The 23,945-nt window shown below is 53.4% G+C and carries 17 protein-coding genes and 1 tRNA gene; 13 read left to right on the top strand and 5 right to left on the bottom strand.

Going from position 1 to position 23,945, the window contains the following annotated elements; genetic code table 11:
- Positions 1-720 precede the first annotated feature (720 nt).
- The 11 genes from bcsA (at position 721) to HF921_RS03215 (ending at position 16,153) form a co-directional block, all read left to right on the top strand.
- Positions 721-3,006 carry a UDP-forming cellulose synthase catalytic subunit gene (bcsA, locus tag HF921_RS03265; RefSeq protein WP_215893295.1) on the top strand — a complete coding sequence of 762 codons (2,286 nt, stop codon included), beginning with the start codon at positions 721-723 and terminating at the stop codon, positions 3,004-3,006.
- Positions 3,007-3,027: 21 nt separating this feature from the next.
- Positions 3,028-5,118: a cellulose biosynthesis cyclic di-GMP-binding regulatory protein BcsB gene (locus HF921_RS03260; protein WP_226834309.1), complete on the top strand. Its 2,091-nt coding sequence runs from the start codon at positions 3,028-3,030 to the stop codon at positions 5,116-5,118.
- Positions 5,115-7,958 carry a cellulose synthase subunit BcsC-related outer membrane protein gene (locus HF921_RS03255; RefSeq protein ID WP_215893294.1) on the top strand — a complete coding sequence of 948 codons (2,844 nt, stop codon included), beginning with the start codon at positions 5,115-5,117 and terminating at the stop codon, positions 7,956-7,958. Before HF921_RS03260 ends, HF921_RS03255 begins: the two co-directional genes overlap by 4 nt.
- A 29-nt stretch (positions 7,959-7,987) precedes the next feature.
- Positions 7,988-9,238: a cellulose synthase complex periplasmic endoglucanase BcsZ gene (bcsZ, locus tag HF921_RS03250; protein ID WP_081258253.1), complete on the top strand. Its 1,251-nt coding sequence runs from the start codon at positions 7,988-7,990 to the stop codon at positions 9,236-9,238.
- A gap of 44 nt (positions 9,239-9,282) precedes the next feature.
- Positions 9,283-10,473, top strand: a complete 1,191-nt coding sequence (locus HF921_RS03245) for a GGDEF domain-containing protein (protein ID WP_215893293.1) — start codon at positions 9,283-9,285, stop codon at positions 10,471-10,473.
- A gap of 86 nt (positions 10,474-10,559) precedes the next feature.
- Positions 10,560-10,736: a hypothetical protein gene (locus HF921_RS03240; protein ID WP_215893292.1), complete on the top strand. Its 177-nt coding sequence runs from the start codon at positions 10,560-10,562 to the stop codon at positions 10,734-10,736.
- A gap of 507 nt (positions 10,737-11,243) precedes the next feature.
- Positions 11,244-12,590, top strand: a complete 1,347-nt coding sequence (locus HF921_RS03235; RefSeq protein ID WP_215893291.1) for a porin family protein — start codon at positions 11,244-11,246, stop codon at positions 12,588-12,590.
- A gap of 48 nt (positions 12,591-12,638) precedes the next feature.
- The gene (locus HF921_RS03230) at positions 12,639-13,136 is read left to right on the top strand and encodes a DsrE family protein (RefSeq protein ID WP_215892488.1); all 498 of its coding nucleotides are present in this window, start codon (positions 12,639-12,641) and stop codon (positions 13,134-13,136) included.
- 86 nt (positions 13,137-13,222) lie between these two features.
- Entirely contained in the window at positions 13,223-13,738 is a 516-nt protein-coding gene (locus tag HF921_RS03225) for a DUF302 domain-containing protein (RefSeq protein WP_064219288.1), read from the top strand.
- Positions 13,739-14,037: 299 nt separating this feature from the next.
- Positions 14,038-15,054: a substrate-binding domain-containing protein gene (locus HF921_RS03220; RefSeq protein WP_064219289.1), complete on the top strand. Its 1,017-nt coding sequence runs from the start codon at positions 14,038-14,040 to the stop codon at positions 15,052-15,054.
- 10 nt (positions 15,055-15,064) lie between these two features.
- On the top strand, positions 15,065-16,153 hold the full coding sequence (locus HF921_RS03215; protein ID WP_064219290.1) for a TQO small subunit DoxD: 1,089 nt from the start codon (positions 15,065-15,067) through the stop codon (positions 16,151-16,153).
- 262 nt (positions 16,154-16,415) lie between these two features.
- Here HF921_RS03215 and HF921_RS03210 read toward each other — a convergent pair whose 3' ends face one another.
- From HF921_RS03210 to HF921_RS03190, 5 genes are all read right to left on the bottom strand, one after another.
- Positions 16,416-18,113, bottom strand: a complete 1,698-nt coding sequence (locus tag HF921_RS03210) for a hypothetical protein (protein ID WP_215893290.1) — start codon at positions 18,111-18,113, stop codon at positions 16,416-16,418.
- A 177-nt stretch (positions 18,114-18,290) separates the two neighbouring features.
- Complete coding sequence (locus HF921_RS03205) at positions 18,291-19,124, bottom strand: site-specific integrase (protein ID WP_215893289.1); 834 nt, start codon at positions 19,122-19,124, stop codon at positions 18,291-18,293.
- Between the two features lie 15 nt (positions 19,125-19,139).
- Complete coding sequence (locus HF921_RS03200; RefSeq protein ID WP_215893288.1) at positions 19,140-19,337, bottom strand: hypothetical protein; 198 nt, start codon at positions 19,335-19,337, stop codon at positions 19,140-19,142.
- 102 nt (positions 19,338-19,439) lie between these two features.
- Positions 19,440-19,515, bottom strand: a tRNA-Thr gene (locus tag HF921_RS03195).
- Positions 19,516-19,575: 60 nt separating this feature from the next.
- On the bottom strand, positions 19,576-20,796 hold the full coding sequence (locus HF921_RS03190) for a class I SAM-dependent rRNA methyltransferase (RefSeq protein WP_215850147.1): 1,221 nt from the start codon (positions 20,794-20,796) through the stop codon (positions 19,576-19,578).
- A gap of 153 nt (positions 20,797-20,949) precedes the next feature.
- On the opposite strand from HF921_RS03190, the gene mtnA reads away from it, so the two are divergent.
- Together mtnA and gyrA are read left to right on the top strand one after the other, a co-directional pair.
- Positions 20,950-22,002, top strand: a complete 1,053-nt coding sequence (mtnA, locus tag HF921_RS03185) for an S-methyl-5-thioribose-1-phosphate isomerase (protein ID WP_215892491.1) — start codon at positions 20,950-20,952, stop codon at positions 22,000-22,002.
- Positions 22,003-22,058: 56 nt separating this feature from the next.
- Positions 22,059-23,945: DNA gyrase subunit A (gene gyrA, locus HF921_RS03180; RefSeq protein ID WP_215893287.1), on the top strand; the 1,887-nt coding region annotated here is incomplete at its 3' end.

Raw genomic sequence — 23,945 nt, 5'->3', positions numbered from 1 at the left:
CCACGAGTGCCTTATCCCCACCGGCTTTGGCCAGGGGAGGTGCTCCTGCACCAGGATGAGATCAGGCAGAGGGTATCGCTTGACACCACCCCGTTGCCACCACCATCACAGTAGACTCCACAGAGGCGTGGCATCTCAAGGAAGAACCGACTTCCAATTGGCCCACCAGACGAGTGAGAAAATCCGTGGCTCGATCGCCAAGGCTTTGTCGGGTGAGGCACGTTGCAAAATGGCTACCTCACAATATCATTGTTTTTTCTAAATAAAATACCAATCTTCAAGCGCTGCATATGCTTTTGTAGCTTTTTGCCTACAGAAAGTGTGTCCAGAAAAAGGTGTTTTAAGTCTCTGGTATGTTCTAAGGCGCTGTAACTCATAGATAGAACTTGTATGGCATGGGTCTTGCTTAGTACGGTTACTATGATGTCCAGAACGATTCCCTATTGGAGACGCGTCGCTTTCACCGATGAGCACGCTTATTCCGCTGCACGGAGCCATCGCTCCGAACGAAGCCCGATACTGAGGTGGCTTTGGCAAACTTGCAGGGAGAACCAGCGGGGACCTTGATTTTACGATCCATGACCGGCCTTGCCGCTGGGGTGTTTCCACCCAGATAAAGAGGTGTTGCCGGCGTGTAGAGTGCTTTTCAGCGTGTAGACTTCCTCACGTTCGAGCACGATCTGCATCAACTTAAAGACAACGAATTGAACGAGGTTACTTATGTCCATCCGAACAACGATAAGCTCCTTAGTAACCATGGTAATTGTGCTCAGTATTCTGGTAGGGCTGTGCGGCGTGTGGGTACTGGCAGCCAGCCCCGTCTCGACTCGGGCGGAAGGCTACATTGGCGCTGTCATGCTCTTGGCGATGATCGTCATTTTATTCTTGGGGCATAAGCTCCATTTTCAGGGGCCCTGGGTCGCCCCATTGCGCATCATCAGTATTTTTCTCGCCATTTTTTTGACCGCGCGTTATTTGATTTGGCGCGTGGAGTTTACTATTGGTGGTTATGGAATCGTCAGTCTGATTGTGGGCCTCACCCTTTTTGCTGCCGAAATATATTCGGCAGGATTTGCGTTGTTAGGTTACTTTGTCAATGTAAACCCGCGCTGTCGTATCCCAGCACCATTACCTTCTGACGAGTCGCAGTTACCGACCGTCGATATTGTGATTCCAAGTTATAACGAATCCGCAGAGTTGCTAGAGGTGACTTTACTGGGTGCGCTAAACATCCAATATCCGTCAGATAAATTTCAGGTTCATTTGTTGGATGATGGGGGTACGGATGATCGGTGTAATAAACAAAAAATTGCCGAACAATCGCGCGCACGTCGTCGCACGCTTCAGCAACTTTGCCTAAATTTAGGCGTCACCTATCATACCAGAGTACACAATGATCACGCCAAAGCGGGCAACATAAATGCTGCCTTGGACTCCCTGCGCGGTGCATTAATGGTGATTCTTGATGCAGATCATGTCCCTACCAGAGATTTTTTAAGAAAGACTGTCGGTTTTTTTCTTCAGGATGAAAAATGCTTTCTCGTACAAACTCCGCATAGTTTTATTAATCCTGATCCCATTGAGAAAAATCTGGGTACCTTCTATGATTCACCACCCGAGACCGAATTATTTCATAACGTCATTCAAACGGGTTTGGATGGATGGAATGCTTCTTTCTTTTGCGGATCTGCGGCAGTTATGCGCCGAAGCATGCTGCTGGAAGTAGGTGGCATTCAAGGCGATACCATTACGGAAGATGCTGAAACTGCGATGATCCTGCACGCCAAGGGATATCATAGCGTATTTTTGAATGAATCCCTGAGCATTGGTTTGCAACCCGAAACAATGATGAGTTTCATTGCACAACGCGTACGGTGGGCACAGGGCGCGTTGCAATTGCTGCATTTTAAAAATCCACTGACCCTCCCTGGGTTGAAGCCGATGCAACGCATTGCTTATTTGGCGAGTTTTTCCTACTGGTTTTTTCCATTTTCACGCATTATAACGATTCTGGCGCCATCCATGTTTCTCCTGTTCGGAATCATGGTTTATAATGCTACCACAGAGCAGTACGCGATATATGGTGTGCCCTACTTTCTGTCCACCATGATTTTTTCCGACTTCATCTTTGGAAAAATTCGTTGGCCGCTGATCTCTGACGTGTACGAGATGGTACAAACACCTCTGGCAGCGCCGGCACTTGCCGCGACCATTCTCAGGCCCGGAAAATTGTCCTTCAAGGTAACCCCAAAAGGTGAACAACTGGACAGAGATTCCATAGCTCCGACAGCGTGGGTGCAGTATCTATTGCTGTTGATTGTTTTACTATCATTGATTGTGGGTGGCTGGCGTTGGCTGAACCATCCTGGGGAGCGTCCGCAGCTTATTTTCACTATGATGTGGGAATCCATTAACTTCATGATTGTAGCTGCAGCCGTCAGTGTGACCCTAGAGCGTAAACAGCGTCGCGAACAATTCCGCATTGTGCCGATGCACCCCATTCCTGCTGTTTTTCACGCTGCGAATGATCGTCGTATAGCAGTACGTATCACCGATCTGTCCACGGGAGGAGCATCTCTCCGAATGCCCAGTCCAGAAGGCGTTCATGAAACATTAAAACCACAAGATAATATCATTATTTGGTTAGAAAGCGTACGTGAGAAAGGGCGTGTAATTCATATTCCAGCAAAAGTAAAGAGCAATATTTCTGGGCAGCTTGGGGTGCAATTCCAATACCAAAACACCCAGCAAAAAGCCGAGATAGTGGACTTGATCTACGGCGACAGTCGACAACTGGAGGAACGATTGGAGCAACGGCGTAAAAGAATCTCTTTTTTCGCTGCTTATTTGTATATTGCCAAAAAATCTACTGCAGGTCTCGGAAACAACATGCAGTTCATCCTGAACCAAGGAGTACATGCTGTGATGCGTAGTACCCATCGTCTGTTTGTGGTAAATGCGCGCTCCTTATGGACAGTGGCTTTTTCCAGCCGTTCTGACCGCTGATAAAACCACAAAGGACACGTCATGCTAGCGATGAAACGCAAATACGCAACAACTATATGTTCTGCAGGCCTTGCCTGCCTGCTGTTTGGTATCGTGCCCGCGAACGCGCAAACCACCGCTGACCCAGTAAGCCTGCCCCTATCGGCACTGGCCCAAGGCAAAAAAATCACGGTGCTGCGTTCCGGTCATGAAACCGCGCAGCTGACCTGGAAGGTGCAGCCCCATTACACGGCCCAAAACGCAACACTCCAGGTTCGTTATCTGACCAGTCCGGATACCACGGCGGGATCTCAGCTGGTGGTCTCCATGGATCATAAGATTATCGGTGCTGTCTCCCTGAACCCCAAACTGCCACGGGGAAGCTTCACGGTTTTGCTCGGCCATCAGACCTTTACTGCGGGTACCTACCTGCTCCAAATTCAGACTATTCCCGGGCATGCGACGCCACCTGCGAAAGCGGTACCTACGGGGGCCTGGACCCAGATTGACTACAGTGCCTCACAGCTCAGTTACGCTCCGCAGCGTATCCCGTGGAAGCATATGGATTTTTCGCATTTACCCATGATTTTGAGTGAGGCCGCTACAAAAGGCGTTTTACCCTTGCACATTCAATTTTATGGCAATACCAATCCTGCATTACTCACTGCTGCACAAGAGGCGGTCGCAGGTTTGGCCCTGCGCTCGGCCAATTTGCTGCACGTCGATGCGCAAATGGGCGCTGCCGTCACATCTTCTGCGCTGCCCGCTCATCTGGGTGTTTCTGGCGTGATCGGAGAAGCTTCGGAGTTGCCTGCGGCACTGCGACCGCGCGCACCCATTACGGGTCCGACGGTCTTCCTGGCGCGCGATCCTGACAACTCTTTGGGGGCCATCCTGGTATTTACCGGCACCGACGACGCCCAGGTGCTCGCCGCTGCTCGCGCCTTTGCAGTGAACCGTAACATGCTACCGCTCGGTCATCGCTGGAGTGTCATCGGTAGTGCGCAGGTGATGGCCATGAATTTTGGTCCCCAGAATGCCGTGTATCCGGGGCAGGTGGTGAGTTTGCACGACCTTTACGGCGGCAACTCCACATTAAACACGCCTCACGGTAGCGCGGATATCGACTTCTGGATGCCCGGCGGCCTCTTTGCCTCGCGGCAGAGCAATTTAAAAATGAAATTGACCATGGCCACGGTGCCGCTGACGAACCCCACCACCCAGCCCATCATCACCGTCATGGCCAATCACCACTGGATATCCGAGTGGAAACTTACCCCAGGGGTAGCCAATTACCAAACCACCATCCCTTTCTCGGCATTGGCGGGCGGTGAAAATCACATCACCTTTCAGATTGCGGGGGGTAGGGTATCCATTTTCCCTGATTCCACCTTGCAGTTGCCCACCACGCACCGTTATACGCTGTTGCCTAATCTCGCCCTCTTCCAGCACACGGGGTTTCCGCTGGCGATCCATGGGGCAGGACGCAATCTTTCCGTATGGTATGGTGAAAGAACCCCGGCGAACTGGTCGGCGGGTCTGACCTTGTTCGGACGACTGGTCCAGTCCGCACATTCGCCCCTGCCCGGCGCGCAGGCCACCTTTTCGAGACCTGCCACGGGTAATGTTCTGGCCATCGGGACTCCGGCCTCTATCCCGGCATCTTGGCTTTCTGCCAGCCCCGTGCGCCTGCTGCAGAATGGTATCCAGTGGCAACTGGCGAACCATCATGGCAAAGACAAACCTTGGATGGGCGCAACCCGGTTGCCAGCCACCGCCTATCTGGTGGAAGCACACACGCCCTATAAGGGGCATGTGGCGGTCACTTTTCTTACTACCAACCCACAAAACCTGAAAGCTGCAGCCTGGAATCTGGTGGCCGCGCGCAACTGGAACAAACTACGGGGGGATTTCGCTTGGCAGAATCGTCAGGGGATTTATCAGTCCACCATGGTGGGTTCGCATTTCATGTATGGCAACCGGCACAGTGGCTGGTTCTGGATTTTTCTGTTCTCGGTCAAACCCTGGCTTTGGGTACTGGCGGGTTTGGCCGCGGTCTTGTTTGCGACTTTGGCTGTATGGATATTTACCCTGCGTAAAAAGGCGCAATGGCGCGCCGAGGAGGCCCTATGAAAAAGAATAACCGCAAAACGTCCACTGTCCGCTCCTGGGTCACCCTCATTGTTGCCGGTGGCTTCCCCCTCTATGCCGCTGGTGCCTATGCTGCACCGGTGGCGGGTCAGACCCGGAGTGCCAGCGATGTGCTGCAGTCTCAGCAAAGCCAGCCCAACAATGTGATCAGCAACATCTACACCAAAAAGAACCACTCGCTCGCGACGATCGACACGGCCGAACAAAAAATATGGGCGGCCATCAACGGTAACCACCTGCGTACGGCGCAGGTGCTGATGCAGCGGACCACGACGCAATTTCCTGGCTGGAAACCGCAACCAAGCATGGGTTTTGTGCTCCTGGAAAAAACGATCTGGGCAGAAATCCGGGTGGGTCAGGCCGGGCTGGCGCGGATGAATATGCAGCGATTGCAGACTCGTTATGGACAGGGTGCTCTCGCTGACAAGACGCATGTCTCCCTTGTCTCCATGCGTAATGTGCTGGAAGAAAATCGGCTCTGGCAGCTCCTGGGTGAAGGCCATCTGCAAGCCTTGCAGTCCGCTATACAACAAATCCAGAGCGAAGACCCCAGTTATCAGCCACCACAGAAAATGCTGGCGATGATGCATCAAGGACTGACCGGTCGCGCAGTAGGTAAACTGGAGCGCAAAAAAGCGTGGCCCCAGATTGTCGCCCTACACGCGCAGACACCCGGCGTGTTCACGCTCGCTTATTCAGGCAACCGGCAGGCCTGGGCAGAGGCGCTGGCGGCGACCGGCCATCCCCGCCGCGCCACCCTCGTCTATATTTCCCTGCTGCAGCACAGCCAGCATGCGGTACAGGCGCAGAATATCCTGAATCAGGCCGCCAATCAGTTGCCGCCTCAGGAGATGCAGGTGCTTTATGCGCGGGCGCAGGCTCAGTTCCCGAACCATCAGCAGACCTTGGAGGCACAGCACCTACAATATGTGCTGATGATGGCTTCACGAGCGCACAGTGCACATCAGAACGCCGAAGCAGCCGCCCTGGTGGCCCCCGAGTCCGTGGCCATCGGCCGGTTACAAAAAGCATCTGATGCGCGTCTGATGGGCGCTATATTGAGTGCCAATCATCAACCGCATGAGGCCTTGCAGTGGTGGGTAAAGGCCGCACAATGGTCGGGCAAAGCCGCCGACTGGCAGACGGTGGGCAATCTCGCCATGGCCGACAATGATGTGCCCGTCGCGCGCGAGGCGATGGCTCATCTGCCGGCAGGCACCCCGGCATCGGAGCATTTCCGCCGTCATAATGACGTCATGGCCGCTCTGCGCGATTATAAAAACCGTGATTATAAGGGCACCCTGCAGCACCTGCAGGCCGCGCAGCGGTTTGGTCCACTGTCGCCGGGCATGGAGACCATCAAAGCCTGGTCTTTAGTGCATACGAAAGACTATGCGGCCGCCAGCACGCTGTTTTCGACGCTCTACCGGCAGGATCCTTCTTCGGGCAATGCCGTAGGGGTATTGATTGCGGATCAGCAAACCCACAATCTGGCGCACACCTACCAACTGGCGGCCACGAGCAAGGGTCCTCTGGCGTCGCATTTACCGATGAGCACCATGCGGGATCATCTGGCCGATATCAACACGATTCCTTGGCGCTTCATGCCGCCCGATCAGGTCGTGCCTCCCCTTGCCCGCGCAAGCTATCTGGCCTTGGGCGGCTCCTGGGAGGAGCGGGGTGGCAATAATAGTGGTATGACCCAAATGAACGAATACCTGCCTTCCCTGCAAGCGCAGTGGGGGATCAATTGGCATATGGCGGCTTTTGCCCAGTTGTCATCGCCTGACCTGTATGGTGGCCAGCCGACCAGCGGGCAGCTTCCGACCTTTAATACCGCCTCTACCGCCACGGGGAATGCTACCGGACACGTCTGGCAGACTCCTCAGTTTTTACTCGGTGTCGACAACCGTGAACCGCACCACCACTGGCGCGCCGCACTGGGTTGGACCTCACCTTCGGGTATCGGGGGCGGCACGGTGCAAGGCTTGTTGCGCTACACCTTCATCCCATCGCAAAGCGGCAGTAACTGGAGCGTCCATCTCTTGCGCGACAGCATGCGGCAAACCCTCTTATCCTACAACGGTGTACAAGAGAATATTCATGCCACCGCCAATGGCCAATCCCTGAATATCCCCTACACATGGGGAGCGGCCATTCGTAACCAGGTCGGTGCCAGCGGTTATCTGAGTGGCGGCAAACACAACTGGTCTTATATCGGCACCCTGCATCTCAATGCCATTACCGGCCAGAACATTCAGACCAATTATGGCGCCAGCACCTACCTGGCCGCGATGCACCCCGTTTATACCGGTTCCGGTTGGTGGGTCACCGTGGGCCCATCACTCTATGCGGAAACCTACGCCCGGAATGCCAGTTTTACGTCTCCCGGTTATGGTGGTTACTTCAGCCCGCAAATGATGGCACAACCCTCCCTCGGTGCGAGTGCCAGCCATTGGTGGCATGGTGGGGGCATAAATATGAGCGCCACCATCGGTTATCAATGGCTGCATCAGGGCGGTGGGCCTTACCTTGGCTTTAGCCCGCTGCGCAACCAGATGACCCCACAACTAGGTGCTCAGGGCCTGTCACTGTCTCCTTATGCTGCCTCCAGTGGCAGTAATATCGCGGGATCGGTCAATGCCGTGCTGACACAGCGGCTCAGTACCCACTGGTATCTCGATGCCGGCGCTTCCTATCAGGCTAACCCCGCTTTTCAACAAGCCCAGGCAGGGCTCGATATCCGCTATGTCTTTGGCGAAAACCATGCCCGTACGTTTATCCCAGCTCAGTATGTGGCCGGGATGGGGCGCTATGAATAAAGGCTACGACACTCATAGGGAGAACCGTCATGCGTGAATGGAACCTTCAAGCCGATGATTCCGGGAATGCGTCCGCTTCTTCAACGCACGGCAGAAATCTGCGTTGTTGGTTGCGGTCGCGGACCCGGTGGCTGGGATTAGGGTCACTGGCCATGCTGTTCGCGGTGGAAGGCTGTGCGATGCTGCCAAGCGCAGGCGATTCAGCGCCCAATCCCGCACCTTGGTATCAATTTTGGACCAGCTATCAGGCCAGATTTATCGACTCGCAAGGGCGGGTCATCGACTGGAACGATGGTGGAATCACCACGTCAGAGGGGCAGTCCTACGCCTTGTTTTTTGCACTGGTGGCGAACAATCCCAAACTGTTCCAGAACATTCTGACCTGGACCCAGGATAACCTGGCGCAAGGGAGCCTTGCCGCGCACTTGCCCGCTTGGCGCTGGGGCGAGCGTCCCAACAAAACCTGGGGCGTACTCGATACCAACTCGGCAGCGGACGCGGACTTGTGGATCGCCTACACCTTGATTCAGGCAGGGCGCCTGTGGAACCGCAATAGCTACACGGCGATGGGTACGCTGCTGGCCAAACGCATCGCTCAGCAAGAGGTCGTCACCCTGCCGGACACTGGACCGATGCTTATACCCGGAAATGCGGGATTTCACATCGCCCCGAATACCTACGTTTTCAACCCCAGTTATTTGCCCCTGCCTGTCGTTGAAGGATTGGCGCATGCCTTGCCACATGGCCCCTGGCGCGCTATGGCGATGCATCTGCCCCACTTCATCAAAGCGGTCAGCCCCCATGGCTTCGCGCCAGACTGGGTGGCCTATTCCCCGCGACAGGGGTACCACATCGCCCCCCAGGGATCCAACGGCAGTTACAACGCCATTCGCGTATACCTCTGGGCCGGCATGAGCAATCCCGACACTCCGGGTGCCCAACGTATCCTGGACAGCGTTTCGGGCATGGCGAACTACCTGCAATCGCATCTGCTGCCACCGGTGAGTGAAGACTGGCAGACCGGCGTTCCCTCCGGGACCGGCCCAACGGGCTTCTCTGCCGCCTTGATTCCCTACCTGATGCAAAAAAATATGAAGCCGGAGGTGCACAATCAGTGGCTCAGACTCAATGCAGATTATGACCGTGCCGATGGCCTCTACGGCAAAACATCCCATTACTATGATCAAAACCTCGCCCTCTTCGCCTTGGGATGGGTATACCACACCATACGTTTTGATAGGAATGGCGAACTGAAGCCGTCCTGGTCAAATAGGAAGTAGAAAAAGACGCTACGTCATATGACATGAAATCCATGGAGATATTTATGGTTACTACCAGACCACTGACAAACATCCAGGTAAAAAAATGTCGTGTTCACGAAGGTATGGAATATTCAACGGGAAAAACAAAATCTATGGAAATAAAAGCATCATGGGAAGAACCGATAGTAGAGTACGGCATGAAAACCATTCCCAACTCATTCACTAGGAATAAGCGATCTACAGACGGGGAGGATTATCATCAATTCTACGACCTCATAGGAGATACGTTTTTAACGGGTGCCCATCTGGATGCAAATGCTGAGCATCTGTTTAATGACTTTTGTAGAAGGTTGTTGAGTTCGATTGGCCCTATGAAATGGTCCAGCTTGGTCGGATTATCGGATGTCAATGAATCATCGCGTATGATTCATCGCACTATTAATTATAGTGGTGATACCAAGATAAAGCAACAGACTATCTCTGTGGTTGGCGATAAGTTGCCAGAAAAAGCCAGGATATATGATCTGTCTAGGCTGGAAACACCCGCCATTTTGCGCATGCTTCGAGGTCATATCTGCGAGACGGCGGTGCTACCCGTTCGTCTGGATCATCAGCGTGCACTGTGGATACTTGGAAGTGACCAACCTGGATACCTAAATCGCATTGGTCTGAAGCATCTGCTCATGGCACCCAGCATGCTGGAATTAATGATCACTGCCAAAGAGCAGGCGCAGCGTGACCTGCTGACGGGATTGCCTAATCGTGCTTACCTAACACCACGACTGGCCGAAGCCAGAGCCCGTAGTGTTCGCCAAAAAACCCTATTCGCTCTAGGGGTGCTTGATCTGGACGGTTTCAAAGCGGTGAATGATACGCTCGGCCATAAAACCGGAGATTGGATATTACAGGAGGTGTCGACGCGATGGAGAGGGGTGCTGCGGCCCTCTGACGCCCTAATTCGTCTCGGCGGTGATGAATTTGTCATTATTGTTGAGAATATCGAAAACCATGATGTTTTGGAGCGAATATTAGACCGCCTCAAAGAGGTGACCGACAAACCCTGTATTTATGATAGCCACAAAATAAAAATTGGTGTGAGCTTAGGTATAACCATATTTCCTTTCGATGATGCCTCTGATGAAGCTTTAATACACCACGCGGATCAGGCACTTTATGTGGCAAAGGCCACCAAAACAACGCGGAGACAATTTTTCACCCTGTATAGTGAAACATATGGGAGGTCAGCTTCATAAAACTTAGCGTTGTTTCCTGAAGCACTGGGTCAATTCAGTAATGCGGGATCTGGGGCGCTGGCCGACCCGCTGCAGGATATCGACCATTGGTGAAACAGGGCCCGGAATCCACATCTGCTCAAGAGACTCATATCAGCAGCAAGGATGTCACCATCCGCTCGATTGGGGTTTTGGCCACCCTGGCGCAAGGGTTCAATCAGCGACTGTCCGGCTCCGTTGTGCTGGCGCTCCTGACAGATTCCCAGTGTCAGGCATTGATCTGATCAAAATGGTCTTGGTCAGCAACTTGGCGACTGCGCTACCAGGGTCATTAATCAATGATTCTAGTGCTATAAAGACAGCATGCATTCCAGAGCAAAATGGTAGCTGTTTTTTAATGTTACAGGCATTAATTAAGTGTTTGTCAATATTGTAAATCATTAACATGCTTGGCCCATATGCGCCAGGCCGTGCGTGATTGAGGCTGGAATGGAACAGGCGGTTATCTTCTCAAAAAAACAAAATGAGCGCTCTATCAATAAATATGATTGATTGTTTCAATATGGTCTCCGACATCCATGGATATCTGAATGTAACCATCTGTTTTCTAGTTAAAATACCCGGTGGCATTGAGTCTATACCGCCTGCGGACATCATAGATGCTGATAAAGCGTCAAGAGCGGAATTGTGGCACCGATATTGCTCATGTGAATTCGAGCTTATGGCTCAGGCTGATTTAGCTTATAATCAATACCTAATGAAACATATCGCCTAAGTTGAAGGAGGAACCCATGAGAAAGCTACGTGCGGCGGTTTGCTGCACCCTCGGTATCGCGGTAATGACGGTGGCACAATCGGCATCCGCAGCGAACTGGTTTGAGCTGCAAGGCATTTCGCCTGCACTGGCGCCGTTGGTGTCGGTATCAGGGTATTTTCAACCTACTTACACCTATATGCCAGGTACTGCGGTTGCCGACAGCTTGGGATCGCAGGTCCCCCACCTGAATCAAGTTGCTCCGAACTTCACGTCCAGTAATTCTTTCAATATAAATCGGGCACGATTGATGATTCGTGGCAATATTAATCGGGATATCTCGTATTTCCTGGCTGGCGAGTTTGGGAATAACAGTTTTACCCACATCGGCGGAAATTATACCCCCGCTATTATGGATGGGCACGCCACCTTCAGCCATTATATCCCTGGGGTACGGATAGAAGCGGGTATTATTCGGGCCCCCGGACCGGAACAGGCCATGCAGGGATACATGGCTTACAACTTCACATCGTTTGCCAATGTGACGACCCAGATGATGCTCCAGCCCTTTTATAATCCGAACGCGCCGCGCACCAATCCAAATCCTCAGGGAGGAGTTGCGGTACCCGGTCAATACGGGGAAGGAGTCAATGCATTCCGCTACACGGGACTCGAAGCCATGAACTGGTTTCGGAACGGGCCCTGGGAGTTTGCCTATGGGGCCATGGTCGGAAACTTTGGTCCGCTGACTGCAACCAACTACTCGAATAGTCCTCTGGTCGCTGCACGGCTGCAAGAATCTTATATTTTTGGGGGGCACGGGCCATTTCAGAGTAGTTTGACGGGGTTCATCTGGTATCAGCATGCAACCCCCAACTTCAATGGTCACGCTTATTCGATGACCCGGGATGGTATTGGTATAGCCTATATGCAGGGTTATATGCACCAGTGGGGCCGCTGGGCAAAAGTCGAATATATGCGTGGTTCGGGTATGATTTCCACGGGTTCCGTTTTTTCGTCGCCCGTTACCGTAGCACCAACTGCACAGAATGCAGCACTGAGCGAGGCACAAGTCTACCCGGGCAGTCAAAATACCGCCCGCGGTTATTATATCAGCGGAGGCTTGTTTATGACGCGGCGCATGGAGGTGGATTTGCGCTATGACTATTATAATCGCTTGCCCAATATTGCCGTTCAGAATCGCACCTTCAGCACTTGGGCAGTCGGTTTGCAATACCACTTCACTCCATTGACCCGGGTAATACTCGACTATTATGTGCGTGGTGTCGGTATTCCCCATCCTGGGGCCGTCACACCATTGGCCAAAAGTATTGCTAACAGCGCGGACAATGCGCTCGCCCTGCAGGCGGTGATTGCCTTTTGATCTCACCCCCTTATAGGGGGCGACCACACAAACTTACGGAGGTAACCGATGAAGCGAAGCATACGCGTGGCGATAATGGGTGCTGTAACGGCGTTATCCCTCCTGGGAGGGGTAGGCGTAGCCGATGCCGGCATTACGGTGCTCAAAGATTCTAACTTTGCGAGCCCTACTTTCACGCATACACACCCCTTTGCTAAGGAACACATAGTTTTGCAGGTCAGCCAGGACAACCCTGCACGCTGGGGGTTGGCGCTCAGTAACGCACAGAACCTCATGAATTATTTTGGCCAGGAGGAAGTGCAAATTGTAATGGTCGCTTTTGGGCCTGGGTTGAAAATGTATCTGGCGAACAGTCCGGTGGCTGAAAAGATCGCCTCGCTGGATGCAGAGGGTGTCGAATTTGATGCCTGTGGTAACACCTATAAGGCAATGACCAAGGAAATGGGACATCCCCCTAAATTGGTAAGTCAGGCCGTCATAGTTCCCGGCGGTATCGTTCGTATCATGCAACTCGAACAACATGGCTTTGATTATGTAAAGCCATAAACAGCAACATTGGTCTCTCCCCTCGTGGTTGTTATGAGCGGTTGCAGATGTATGCACAACCGTTCCTTTTTAAGGAGTGAAGTAGGATGAAGAATAAATCAGTGTCGGTGAAGTGGATGATTTTGAAAGCCAGTCTGGCCGTTTTCGGTCTGTCTTCCTTTGGGGTCGGCATCGCCGTCGCCGGACCTATGTACGTGGAAAGTGTCGCTGCACCGATCTCCAAGGTTATGCCGGAATTGCAAAAAGAGTTAGGTAAACACCATTTCAAGGTCGTGTTGCATCTGGATATTTTGAAGATGATTAAGGCAAAACAGCACATACTACATATTCCAAACCTGGATAAGCCAGGATTCAGTGATGTGCAGTCTGTTGTTTTCTGTAACCCGTTTTTCTTTAACCAGCTATTAAATGCCCATTGGGAATCGTCTGCGGCATGCCCACTTACGTTAACCGTGTATGGTCGGGGTGGGAAAAGTTATATTGTTTACCCCAAACGTGTTGCTTTAACCGGGAATACTCCTGCCCTCAATGTTGCTAAGAAGATCGATAAAGCGGTAATCGGTGCGTTGACCAGTGTGCCCGGAGCACAGCCCGTACGATAGTATCGGTGCATTGTCAAAAGCACGGAAACCAGCCACCCAAAATACCATGCGTGGTTTTGGGCTCTGTAAAGGCCGATATCCTCTTTCTTAGGGGATTGTAGGCGTCCATACGAATTCCGTCGGCTCCAATGCCGACGGCGTTTTTTCGTAGTTGGACAACAGCATCGTTTATACTGCAGAAACGGGGCGCTGTCTTTCTGGCTTCTCAGCAGAGATTCTGGGTTGGACTCGCCGTTCGGTTTTGTTGGTACCCTGCCGGGGGTTGTGCAGGCCGGGTTCCAGTAGCGAAGGAGTCTGAAATGAAGAGAACAACGATCGGTCGCATGATCCTCTTGGCGGCATGTACGTCTATGGATCTCTGGGGTGCTATGGCGGCTCATGCGGCGGAAATGGGTTGGCACGCTAAGGCGGAGGTGCCACATTACGAGGAACAAGTCTTCCCGCCTTGGCAGCATGGCGCCAACAATCCAACGGTGAAGAAAGGATTGAACTTCACGGTCCCCGAGGTGGATGATCTGGCTGATTTCCACGGGAGCATTGATCATCCGCAGCTTGTGATCTTTGTCGGCGGTAATTACTTTTTTGCCATGGCCCCCTTGGTGGCCGCCTTCGAGAAGAAATATCCGGAGATCAAAGGTAAAATTTATTATGAAACCTTACCGCCCGGCATTTTGATTCGGCAGATGCAGCAGGATAATACCATCACCGTGGGCAATATGACGTGGACCATCAAGCCGGATGTTTTTGCTGCTGGCCTCAAAAAAGTAAATTATTTGATTCGCCAGGGGCTCGTGCTGGGTCCGGCCGTGCCCTATGTGACCAACGACCTGACGATCATGATCGCAAAAGGAAACCCCGCGCGTATCGAAACGCTACGGGATCTGGGCAAGCCAGGGATTCGACTGTCTATGCCCAATCCTCAGTGGGAAGGGGTCGCGCGACAAATCCAGATTTCGTTGCGCAAGACCGGTGGTCCGGCTCTGGAACGCATGGTCTATGATACCAAGGTGAAAAATGGGGAGACCATTCTGACCCATATCCATCACCGGCAAACGCCCCTCTTTTTGATGCAGGGCTTGGCTGATGCCGGCGTGACCTGGAAATCAGAGGCGATCTTCCAGGAACAGTCAGGGCATCCGATCAGCAATATACCTATTCCCGCCAAGGACAACACCACGGCTATTTATGCGTCCGCGGTGACCAGGGGGGCGCCGCACCCGAAGTGGGCGAAGGATTGGGTTAACTTTTTACGATCCCCTGTCGCACTGCATATCTTTGAGCACTACGGTTTTGAAGCATACCATGATGCAAAATAAGGAGGTTTTCATGACCACGACCACTTTGCCCACCGGTAGCGCCCCCACCACGGGGGCTGATCATGGCTGGCGTGTCGCCGCCATTGGACTGTTGGCGGTGCGTTTTGTACAGGGCTGGATTTACTGGGGTGGCGCCACACGGCGCTTTATTTACGGGCCGCAAAAACTCAACCCCCATGATCACTGGATGGCCTATAAATTTCAGACGGCCATGCCCGGGGCTCTTTTGGGTACGGATCATATCGTTGCTTACCTGCTGCAGCACTTCTATCTCTTGTATGCTGGCCTCTTGATTTTCAGCGCGATAGAACTCGTTGGTGGCTTCATGCTGTTGGTTGGCCTTTATACGCGTCTCGCGGCGCTGGCGACTATTGGACTTTCCACGGTGTTGATGCTGCTTTTTGGTTGGCAGGGGGCCACCTGTATTGATGAATGGACTATGGCTTCCTCCAATTTTGCGATGGGGGTCACTCTGTTATTGGTCGGTAGCGGCGCCTTTTCTGTAGACAACTGGATGCTGTCACGCCGCCCTGAATTAGCGCAGAAAACTTGGTTTCGATGGATCGGCGGGAGTCTTCCATTACCACTTTCCGATGGTGCCTACAAAAAGTTCGCGCTGATTCTGTTGGGGGTTGCGGTCGTTTTCATCCTGTCAACCTATAACTATTATCGTGGGTCTATAGTGACGCCATTTCATGGCGGTCCGATAAGTCCTGGCAAACATCATATCGCTCTAGACCACGGAGTTCTCAACGCCGATGGTTCTGTATATTTCCATGCTTATGTTGATGCAGGTACCCCCGCAACGCCTTCGCATGTCATGCGTGCAGTGCTGATGAACAGCAAGACCGGGCAGGTGATCGAAACCTGGGGAACTTCGGTACTAGCGGCGATGCCGGAGAGCGATTTTCAGAATGATTTTGCCTACCAGCAATTCAAAGCAGGAAAGTTTGGGTTTTTTGGAGGAGTGGGCGCCATGGCCACGATTCATCTTCCATCCATGACAGCGGGCGGCCTGCTGCCTCCAGGACAATATGTGCTCTCTTTAACCTCTGTAAATGAGCACGTATGGAAACTCCCGATGGATTTGGAGAAATAAATTGCGCACATGCACGATAGGCGGTTGATACCTGAGTTGGTCCCTGAAAACGATTTGACACAAAAGCACCCAACTGATTGGCTGGGTGCTTTTTTAATGTGGTGCGAAAAGGAAAGCAGATAACACTAGCCATGCTGATGTAATACATCCTACATCCTATAGATATTGCCGATTTACTGGATAATGAATAAGGCATAACCCGGACCAGTATGTTGTCCCATACCGTCCACGCTTTCGGAAAGCACCATTGCCAACTACTTGGCTACTGAGCAATGCCTTTTTTCAGTAGCCAAGTGTACGCATTTTGCGCCCATCCTGAACTGATGCCGAGAGTGGTTCCGACCTTGGTAATGGCTTTCCTATTGTTCGCAATGTTCATCAACATCCATTTGTGCTTAAAATCATGCTGTGCCATTATCAATTGCTGTGATAAATCGTGACGGTATACCCAAATATCTAACGCGCCGTGCTTGAGCTTCATAGCCGGATTACCGAAACTCTTAATAGTGCATCTTGCCCATTTATGGTCAGCCTGATCAAACACCACAAACTGCGGTTCCTGACGGCTTGGTAGAGCTACAGCACCGAACCAAAACTGATCATCCCCGCTGGATAGACGCGGGATAAGGTATCCCGTATTGCAGCTCAACGGCCTTGCCGTAATCCCTTCGTTGGAGGCAATACCAAGGAGTGGCGCGCCAGCCTCAAAATATTGTCCATATCCATTGTAGAGGTTATGCGTGACAAACCACTTGGCTAGAGAATGAGTACCGGCCCAGTTGGAGGTGTAGCGCCAATTGGCATGATCTATAGCGATCAATCCAAACATGACATATCCGATCAACGTGATTAACAGCAGTAATTTTGTGAGATTGCTGCCCGCAAACCAGCGAATAGCACCAAATGTAACCACAGCCACGATGGCCAAATAAAAGACATTGACCAGGAAACGTGACGCCCAGAGACCATGGGCAAAGTTTGTCAGCACAAAAGCCGTTGCAATGATGCCTATGGATAACCCAGAAAATGCCAGCAACACCTTTACGGCTGGGCTGATCTGGTGCCTCGCTTGAAAGGAAAGGATTACTGCACCACACAAGCCAACGAGGTAAACCCCCCAGAGCATCCATGTCAGCCCGCCACTTGGAAATGGGTAAAGCTGCAAGAGTATCCCCGTGCTTTTGGTCAGCAGCACCAGATGACGCAACATGGCCGATAGGGAAGCAAAACCTATGCCACGTCCTGGAACCATGTGCAAAAGTTCGAGCCCGAAGTAAGCGATGCGGCCAGCGATGTAGGTAATAATTACAGCTTTGATCAACGCACGCCGCGTTGTTTTATCTGCCTGGAACCACTTGGGAGACTTCCACGCGAGCAGTAAGACGGGTGCTGTGAATGCAGCATCGAACCAGGGATCAGAGATCGTTCCCACGCCCACGCATACCAACAACAGTGGAAGCGCCCATCCCGGGCGATCAGTAAAATACCGGATCAAGCCAATGGTACCGAGTAACCCAAATGCCCATACGCTGTTGTGGGTAACCGGATAGGCCAGGATGGCGGGTTGCCCTATGGCCATAGGACTGGCCAATAAAGCGAGCAGCCATGCCAGCCCCGCCCAGCTCCAAGATTTGGTGGCCACTTTAACGAGCAGACCCGTTAACAGGGCATTCACAACGAAAACAAGCCATCCCTGAATGATGATGGATGCCCCGGAAACTCCAGCCAAAGCATAGAAAATTAGCGCAAAAGGCAGCAGGCTCAGGATCTGGTTATCTTGGGTGAAGCGCCAGGTGAACGGGAAACGCCAGCCGTGGTGGATGATGCCTTGATAGATCAGCGCCATCTCCGCCATGTCGGGATTCAACGGAAGCGTCTGGAATGTTGTTCCCAAACTACTGATGAGTGCCGCAACCGAAAGTACCGCAAACAACCCCCAGCGTTTAGTCATTCTTTCCATTATTTTCCTTGTTATATTTAAGACACACGAAATAACCATTGATTACTGAGAAATGCCTTTTTTCAATAGCCAAGTTTACGCATTTTGCACTCATCCTGAATTGACTATCTATTATAGCGTAGAATATTAGCTGTGCTGACCTATTCAAACTAATGTCTCTTGAGCAGACAACGGCTATCACTCCTTATCTAGCAAGTCGGCAATATCTTTAGGACGTAGATGGGTGTATCTATTGAGCATGCCCAATGTTTTATGTCCCGTCACGACTGACGCTTGCATGGGATTCAAGCCCTTTTCAAAGAGTCGGCTGGTACCTTCATGCCTCAGATCATGAAACCTGAAGTCGTCAATGCCTACGCTTAGCTTTGCTCTCTTGAAAACTTGATGGATGGACGTATACGTTGTGTCTAAAACCTTTCCAGATTTTGATCTTGGCAACTTTTCCAGTATGGCTATGGCATCCTTTGTCAGAGGGATATGGTGGATCTTCATGGTCTTCGTATCCCGCAATGTGGCCACCTGACCTTCACAATGTCCACGTCTTCCCACCTCAGCGTTAGCAGGCTTCCAATTCGTGCTGTGGTCACAATGGATAGCTGGGAGAATCCACTTGTTGCGTGAAGATGCGCAGGCGTGCATCAGCCTATCCAGATCTTCAGGATCGAGTCGCTTGTTCCGAGCGTTGTCCACCTTGGGCTTTTTGACGAGCAGGGTGGGAATTCCTCTCGGCAAATGTACCCCCCACTCCATCGCAGCATGTTTCATGGCTCTCTCAAGCGTGCCCAGTTCATGCTTGATAGTCTGGGCACTCAGAGGACGCCCAGTGCGCTCCGAGACATGCGCTGTTCGTTCGTCCCTATATTTGGCAACTATGGAAGGAGTGAGGGCGGCAAGGGAGTATTGCCCAAGGCTCTTTGTGAGTGCGCGGATGGGCACGATCTCCCTGTCGCCGCTCTTGTGCTTGGGTGACACCTTCGCATTGTACTTTTCCAGCATGACAGCCACGGTCATGCTTTCCGCTTCTGATCAATCGACGAACATGCCTCGCGCCATTTCCGTGAGCACCCGAGCCTCATCGATTTCAGCCTCAGCTTTTCTCTGGAAAGTCTTGATGTAGGGTGGATAGCCGTCTTTGCGTATCTGGGCTTGCCATGTTTTCTTGCGCTTTTCTTTCGGCTTTGCCAGTTCAGTCTTGGACTTGCTGTAGATCGGAACGATGGCCATCTGCGAAATCCTCTACAAAGTTCAGGATGTCACGCAGTGCAGCATATTCTCAGTGAATAGGCAAATTAGCATCAACTTAAACGTTCTAACTGTTTGTTTTATTGGTGCCGGCGAGAGGAGTCGAACCTCCGACCTACCGATTACGAATCGGTTGCTCTACCAACTGAGCTACGCCGGCGTGGGCGCGATTGTACCTGCCACTGGGCACGGCGACAAGAATCAACTGCGCTTGGTGTGATCAGGTGGTCTCTTCTGCTTCTTCGGGTAACTCTTCCCGACGGTGGATGAAGAAGCCCTTGAGGTAGTTGCTTTCTGGCACCGCCGGGTGAACGGGGTGATCCATATCCTGGCCGCCTTCGCCAATGATCTGATAGTCGCCACGCTGGGCGGCAAAAGCGATCTGGCCGAGCAGCGTTTCCCGGTTCAGGTGATGGGAGCAGGACGCCGAGAACAGGATGCCGCCGGGAGTCAGCAAACGCATGGCCATATCGTTAAAGCGGCGATAGGCGATGCTGCCTTCCTTGAAATCCTTCTTCGATTTGATCAGAGCCGGGGGATCAAGGACGATGAGATCGAATTGCTCACCGCGGTCGCGCAGGTTGTGCAGCGTTTCCATGGCATCGCCGTGGATGCTGCGCAAATTTGCCACCTCGTTGCGTTGGGCGTTTTCTTCCAGAATCACCAAGGCTGGTGCCGAACTGTCCACGGCGGTGACGGCAGTGGCCCCGGCCTTGGCCAAAGGGATGGCAAAGCCACCAACATAGGCGAAACAGTCCAGTATCCGGCGTCCCTGGGCAAAGTCCCGCAAGCGGCGGCGATTGGCGCGATGGTCATAAAACCAGCCGGTTTTCTGTCCTCCGCGCGGGTCAACCTGGAACAGACAGTCGTTTTCCCAAACCTCCAGCCGCTCCGGGATATGCCCGAAAAGGACTTCGACGCGGTCTGCCAATCCTTCCAGCCGCCGTGCTGCGCCGCTGGCCTTCAGTAAAATGCCCGCGGGGCGCAGCAGGCTCTGTAAAGCCGCCGTGATCATGGGTAGATCGCGATCCATGCCGAGGCTGTTCGCTTGCAGCACCAGATAATCTTCATAACGGTCGATGATCAGACCGGGAAAACCATCGCCTTCGCCATGCACCAGGCGGTAAAAGGGTGCACTGAACAGATGCTCGCGCATCAGCAACGCCTGCTGCAACCGGGTGCGATAAAAACCTTCATCAATGCTGACATGGGGATCGCGGCTCAATAAGCGAGCGCAGAGCAGGGTATGGGGATTGACATGGGCGAGGCCGAGGGCCTTACCCTGCGCGTCTTCCATCCGGCAAACGCTGCCCGGGGTGATGGCGGTGAGGGGGGTTTTCTGGACGTCGATTTCGTTGCTGTAAATCCAGAGATGACCGGCGCGCAGGCGGCGATCTTCCTTGGGACGCAAGCGAAGAATGGGGTATGGGCTGGCAGACATAAGTTGACCTGATGGTAAAAGCGGGAGTGCCCCGGAAGCATGGGGTATGGACATCCCGTCGCATTTTACAGACTTTTCAACTGCTCGTATATTGAGCACGCCATATGGCGGTGTTTCACATCCGATTGATCTGCTATTTACCGAGGAGGATATGTGCCCAGTGCCGACCGAATTCGTGCCATCCGTTGGGAGGAGGGCCAACTCTGCCTCCTCGATCAAAGATTGTTGCCACAGCAGGAAACCTGGTTAAAGCTCAGTGATTATCGTGCGGTGGCAGTGGCGATTCGGCAGATGGTAGTGCGTGGTGCTCCGGCAATCGGCATCACCGCCGCCTATGCCATGGCGCTGGCCGTCAGTGAAGCGGGAACGCAGGCGAACTGGCAGGCATGCCTGCTGAGTGCCGCCGACGAGATCAAGGCGGCGCGACCGACGGCGGTGAATCTCGCCTGGGCGACGGACCGGCAATTGGCACTGGCGCAATCGGCATCTACTGCGGAACAGGCTGGCGCCGCGCTCTTACAGGCCGCCCACGACTTGCTCCGCGACGACATTGCCGATAACCAGCGTATGGGTCGTTACGGCGCGGAGCTTTTGCCGGCGGAGGGAGGTATCCTCACACACTGCAATACGGGCAGTCTCGCTACGGGCGGATACGGCACGGCACTGGGCGTGATCCGCGCCGGAGTTTCTGCGGGAAAGCAACTCCATGTTTATGTGGATGAAACCAGACCATGGCTGCAGGGCGCGCGCCTCACTGCCTGGGAGTTGCAGCAGGATGGCATTCCCTTTTGTCTCAATGTGGACGGCGCGGCGGCCTATCTGATGCAACAGGGCTTGATCCATGCGGTGATTGTCGGTGCCGACCGTATTGCCGCCAATGGCGACGCGGCGAACAAAATTGGCACCTATAGCCTTGCCGTACTGGCGCAATATCATCAGATTCCATTCTATGTCGCGGCGCCTTTGAGTACGGTGGATTTCGCCATGCCCGATGGCAGCGGTATCGTCATCGAAGAGCGCCCCGCCGCCGAGGTGCGGCAGTGTGCAGGCCATGCGGTGGTGTCAGAAGGTGTCGAAGTGCGCAATCCGGCTTTTGATGTTACTCCCGCCAGCCTGATTGCCGCCATTATCACCGAGCGTGGCGTGGCGCGCCCCGGGTTTCAGGCGGCGCTCCAGGCGCTGGCCGCTGGCCACATGCAGGTTTAGCCCTGCTGTGGCATAATGTCGCGTTGAAGAAATAATCAGGGGTACTCAGTCTCCACATGATCGCATTCGCTAAAGAAACTATTCCTGTCGGTCTCGAAAAGGAGATGCGCCAGTCCTACCTTGATTACGCCATGAGCGTGATCGTCGGCCGCGCCCTTCCCGACGCCCGCGATGGCCTCAAACCGGTGCATCGTCGTGTGCTCTTCGCCATGCACGAAATGAACAACGACTGGAATAAGCCTTATAAGAAGTCGGCGCGTGTCGTCGGCGATGTCATCGGTAAATACCATCCTCATGGCGATACCGCGGTCTATGACACGATGGTGCGGATGGCGCAGGACTTTTCCATGCGCTACCCGCTCATCGACGGGCAGGGTAACTTTGGTTCGGTGGATGGCGACAGTCCCGCCGCCATGCGCTACACCGAAGTGCGCATGTCCCGCATCGCCCACGAAATGTTGGCGGATCTGGAAAAGGAAACCGTTGATTTTGGTCCCAATTACGATGAAAAGGAGTGGGAGCCGCTGGTCATGCCGGCACGTATTCCCAACCTGCTGATCAATGGTTCGGCGGGCATCGCCGTGGGTATGGCCACCAATATCCCACCCCACAATCTGACGGAAGTGATCAGTGCCTGTCTGGCGCTGGTGGAGGATCCCGAGACTTCGGATGAAGATTTGTTCACCCTGATCCCGGCTCCGGATTTCCCGACGGCGGGCTTTATTCATGGCCGTGCCGGCAGCATCGAAGCCTACCGCACCGGGCGGGGTCGGGTGGTCATGCGCGCGCGCTGCGAGTTCGAGACGGACAAGAAAACCAATCGGCAGAGCATCATCGTCACCGAACTGCCCTATCAGGTGAATAAGGCCAGGCTCATTGAGCGTGTTGCCGAGATGGTCAAGGAAAAGCGTCTGGAAGGCATCAGTGATCTGCGCGACGAGTCCGATAAGTCGGGTATGCGTATCGCCATTGAACTCAAACGGGATGCCAACGCCGATGTGGTGTTGAATAATCTCTACCAGCACACGGTTATGCAGAGCGTGTTCAATATCAACATGGTGGCGCTGCTGGACGGGGCACCGCGGACCCTCGGTCTGCGCGATCTGCTGCAGGCCTTTATCCAGCATCGCCGCGAAGTGGTCACCCGGCGTACCGTCTTTGAACTGAAGAAGGCACGCGACCGCGCCCATATCCTTGAAGGTTTGGCGGTGGCGCTGGTCAATCTGGATCCACTCATCAGCCTGATCCGGGCGGCGGCCAATCCGGCGGAAGCCAAGGCGCAGATGCTGGCGAAGTCCTGGGAGCCGGGCATGGTCGCCGCATTGCTGGTCGAGCGTGGTGAGCCTTCTGAGGGGATGCAGGCCGACGGCTATCATCTGTCCGAGACTCAGGCCCAGGCTATTCTCGATTTGCGTTTGCACCGCCTGACCGGGCTGGAGCAGGACAAAATCCGCGATGAATACTTGGTCTTGTTGGATCGCATCCGTGAGTTGCTGGAAATTCTCGGCTCAAAGACCCGGCTGATGGAGGTCATCCGCGAAGAGCTGGTGGCTATCCGCGATCAGTACGGAGATGCCCGGCGCAGTGAGATTGTGGCGGACACCGGTGATATTTCGACGGAAGATCTGATTACCGAAGAGGAAATGGTGGTGACCTTCACCCACGCCGGTTATATCAAGGCGCAGCCGGTGACGGTCTTCAATGCCCAGAGACGGGGCGGCAAGGGCAAGATGGCCACCACCACCAAAGAAGAAGATTTTGTCGAACGCATGTTCTGCGCTTCGACCCATGCCTATTGTCTATTCTTCAGCAATCTCGGTAAGGTTTTCTGGCAAAAGGTATATCAGTTACCGCAGGCGGGTCGTGGCGCCAAGGGCAAGCCTATCGTCAACATGCTGTCCCTGGCACCCACGAACCGGCAACACGGCGGTGATGCGTTCCGT

The sequence above is a fragment of the Acidithiobacillus ferriphilus genome (assembly GCF_018854775.1).
Lineage (GTDB): Bacteria > Pseudomonadota > Gammaproteobacteria > Acidithiobacillales > Acidithiobacillaceae > Acidithiobacillus > Acidithiobacillus ferriphilus.
The sequence above is the reverse complement of the archived record's forward strand: the minus strand, read 5'-3'. Positions and strand labels throughout refer to the sequence as shown.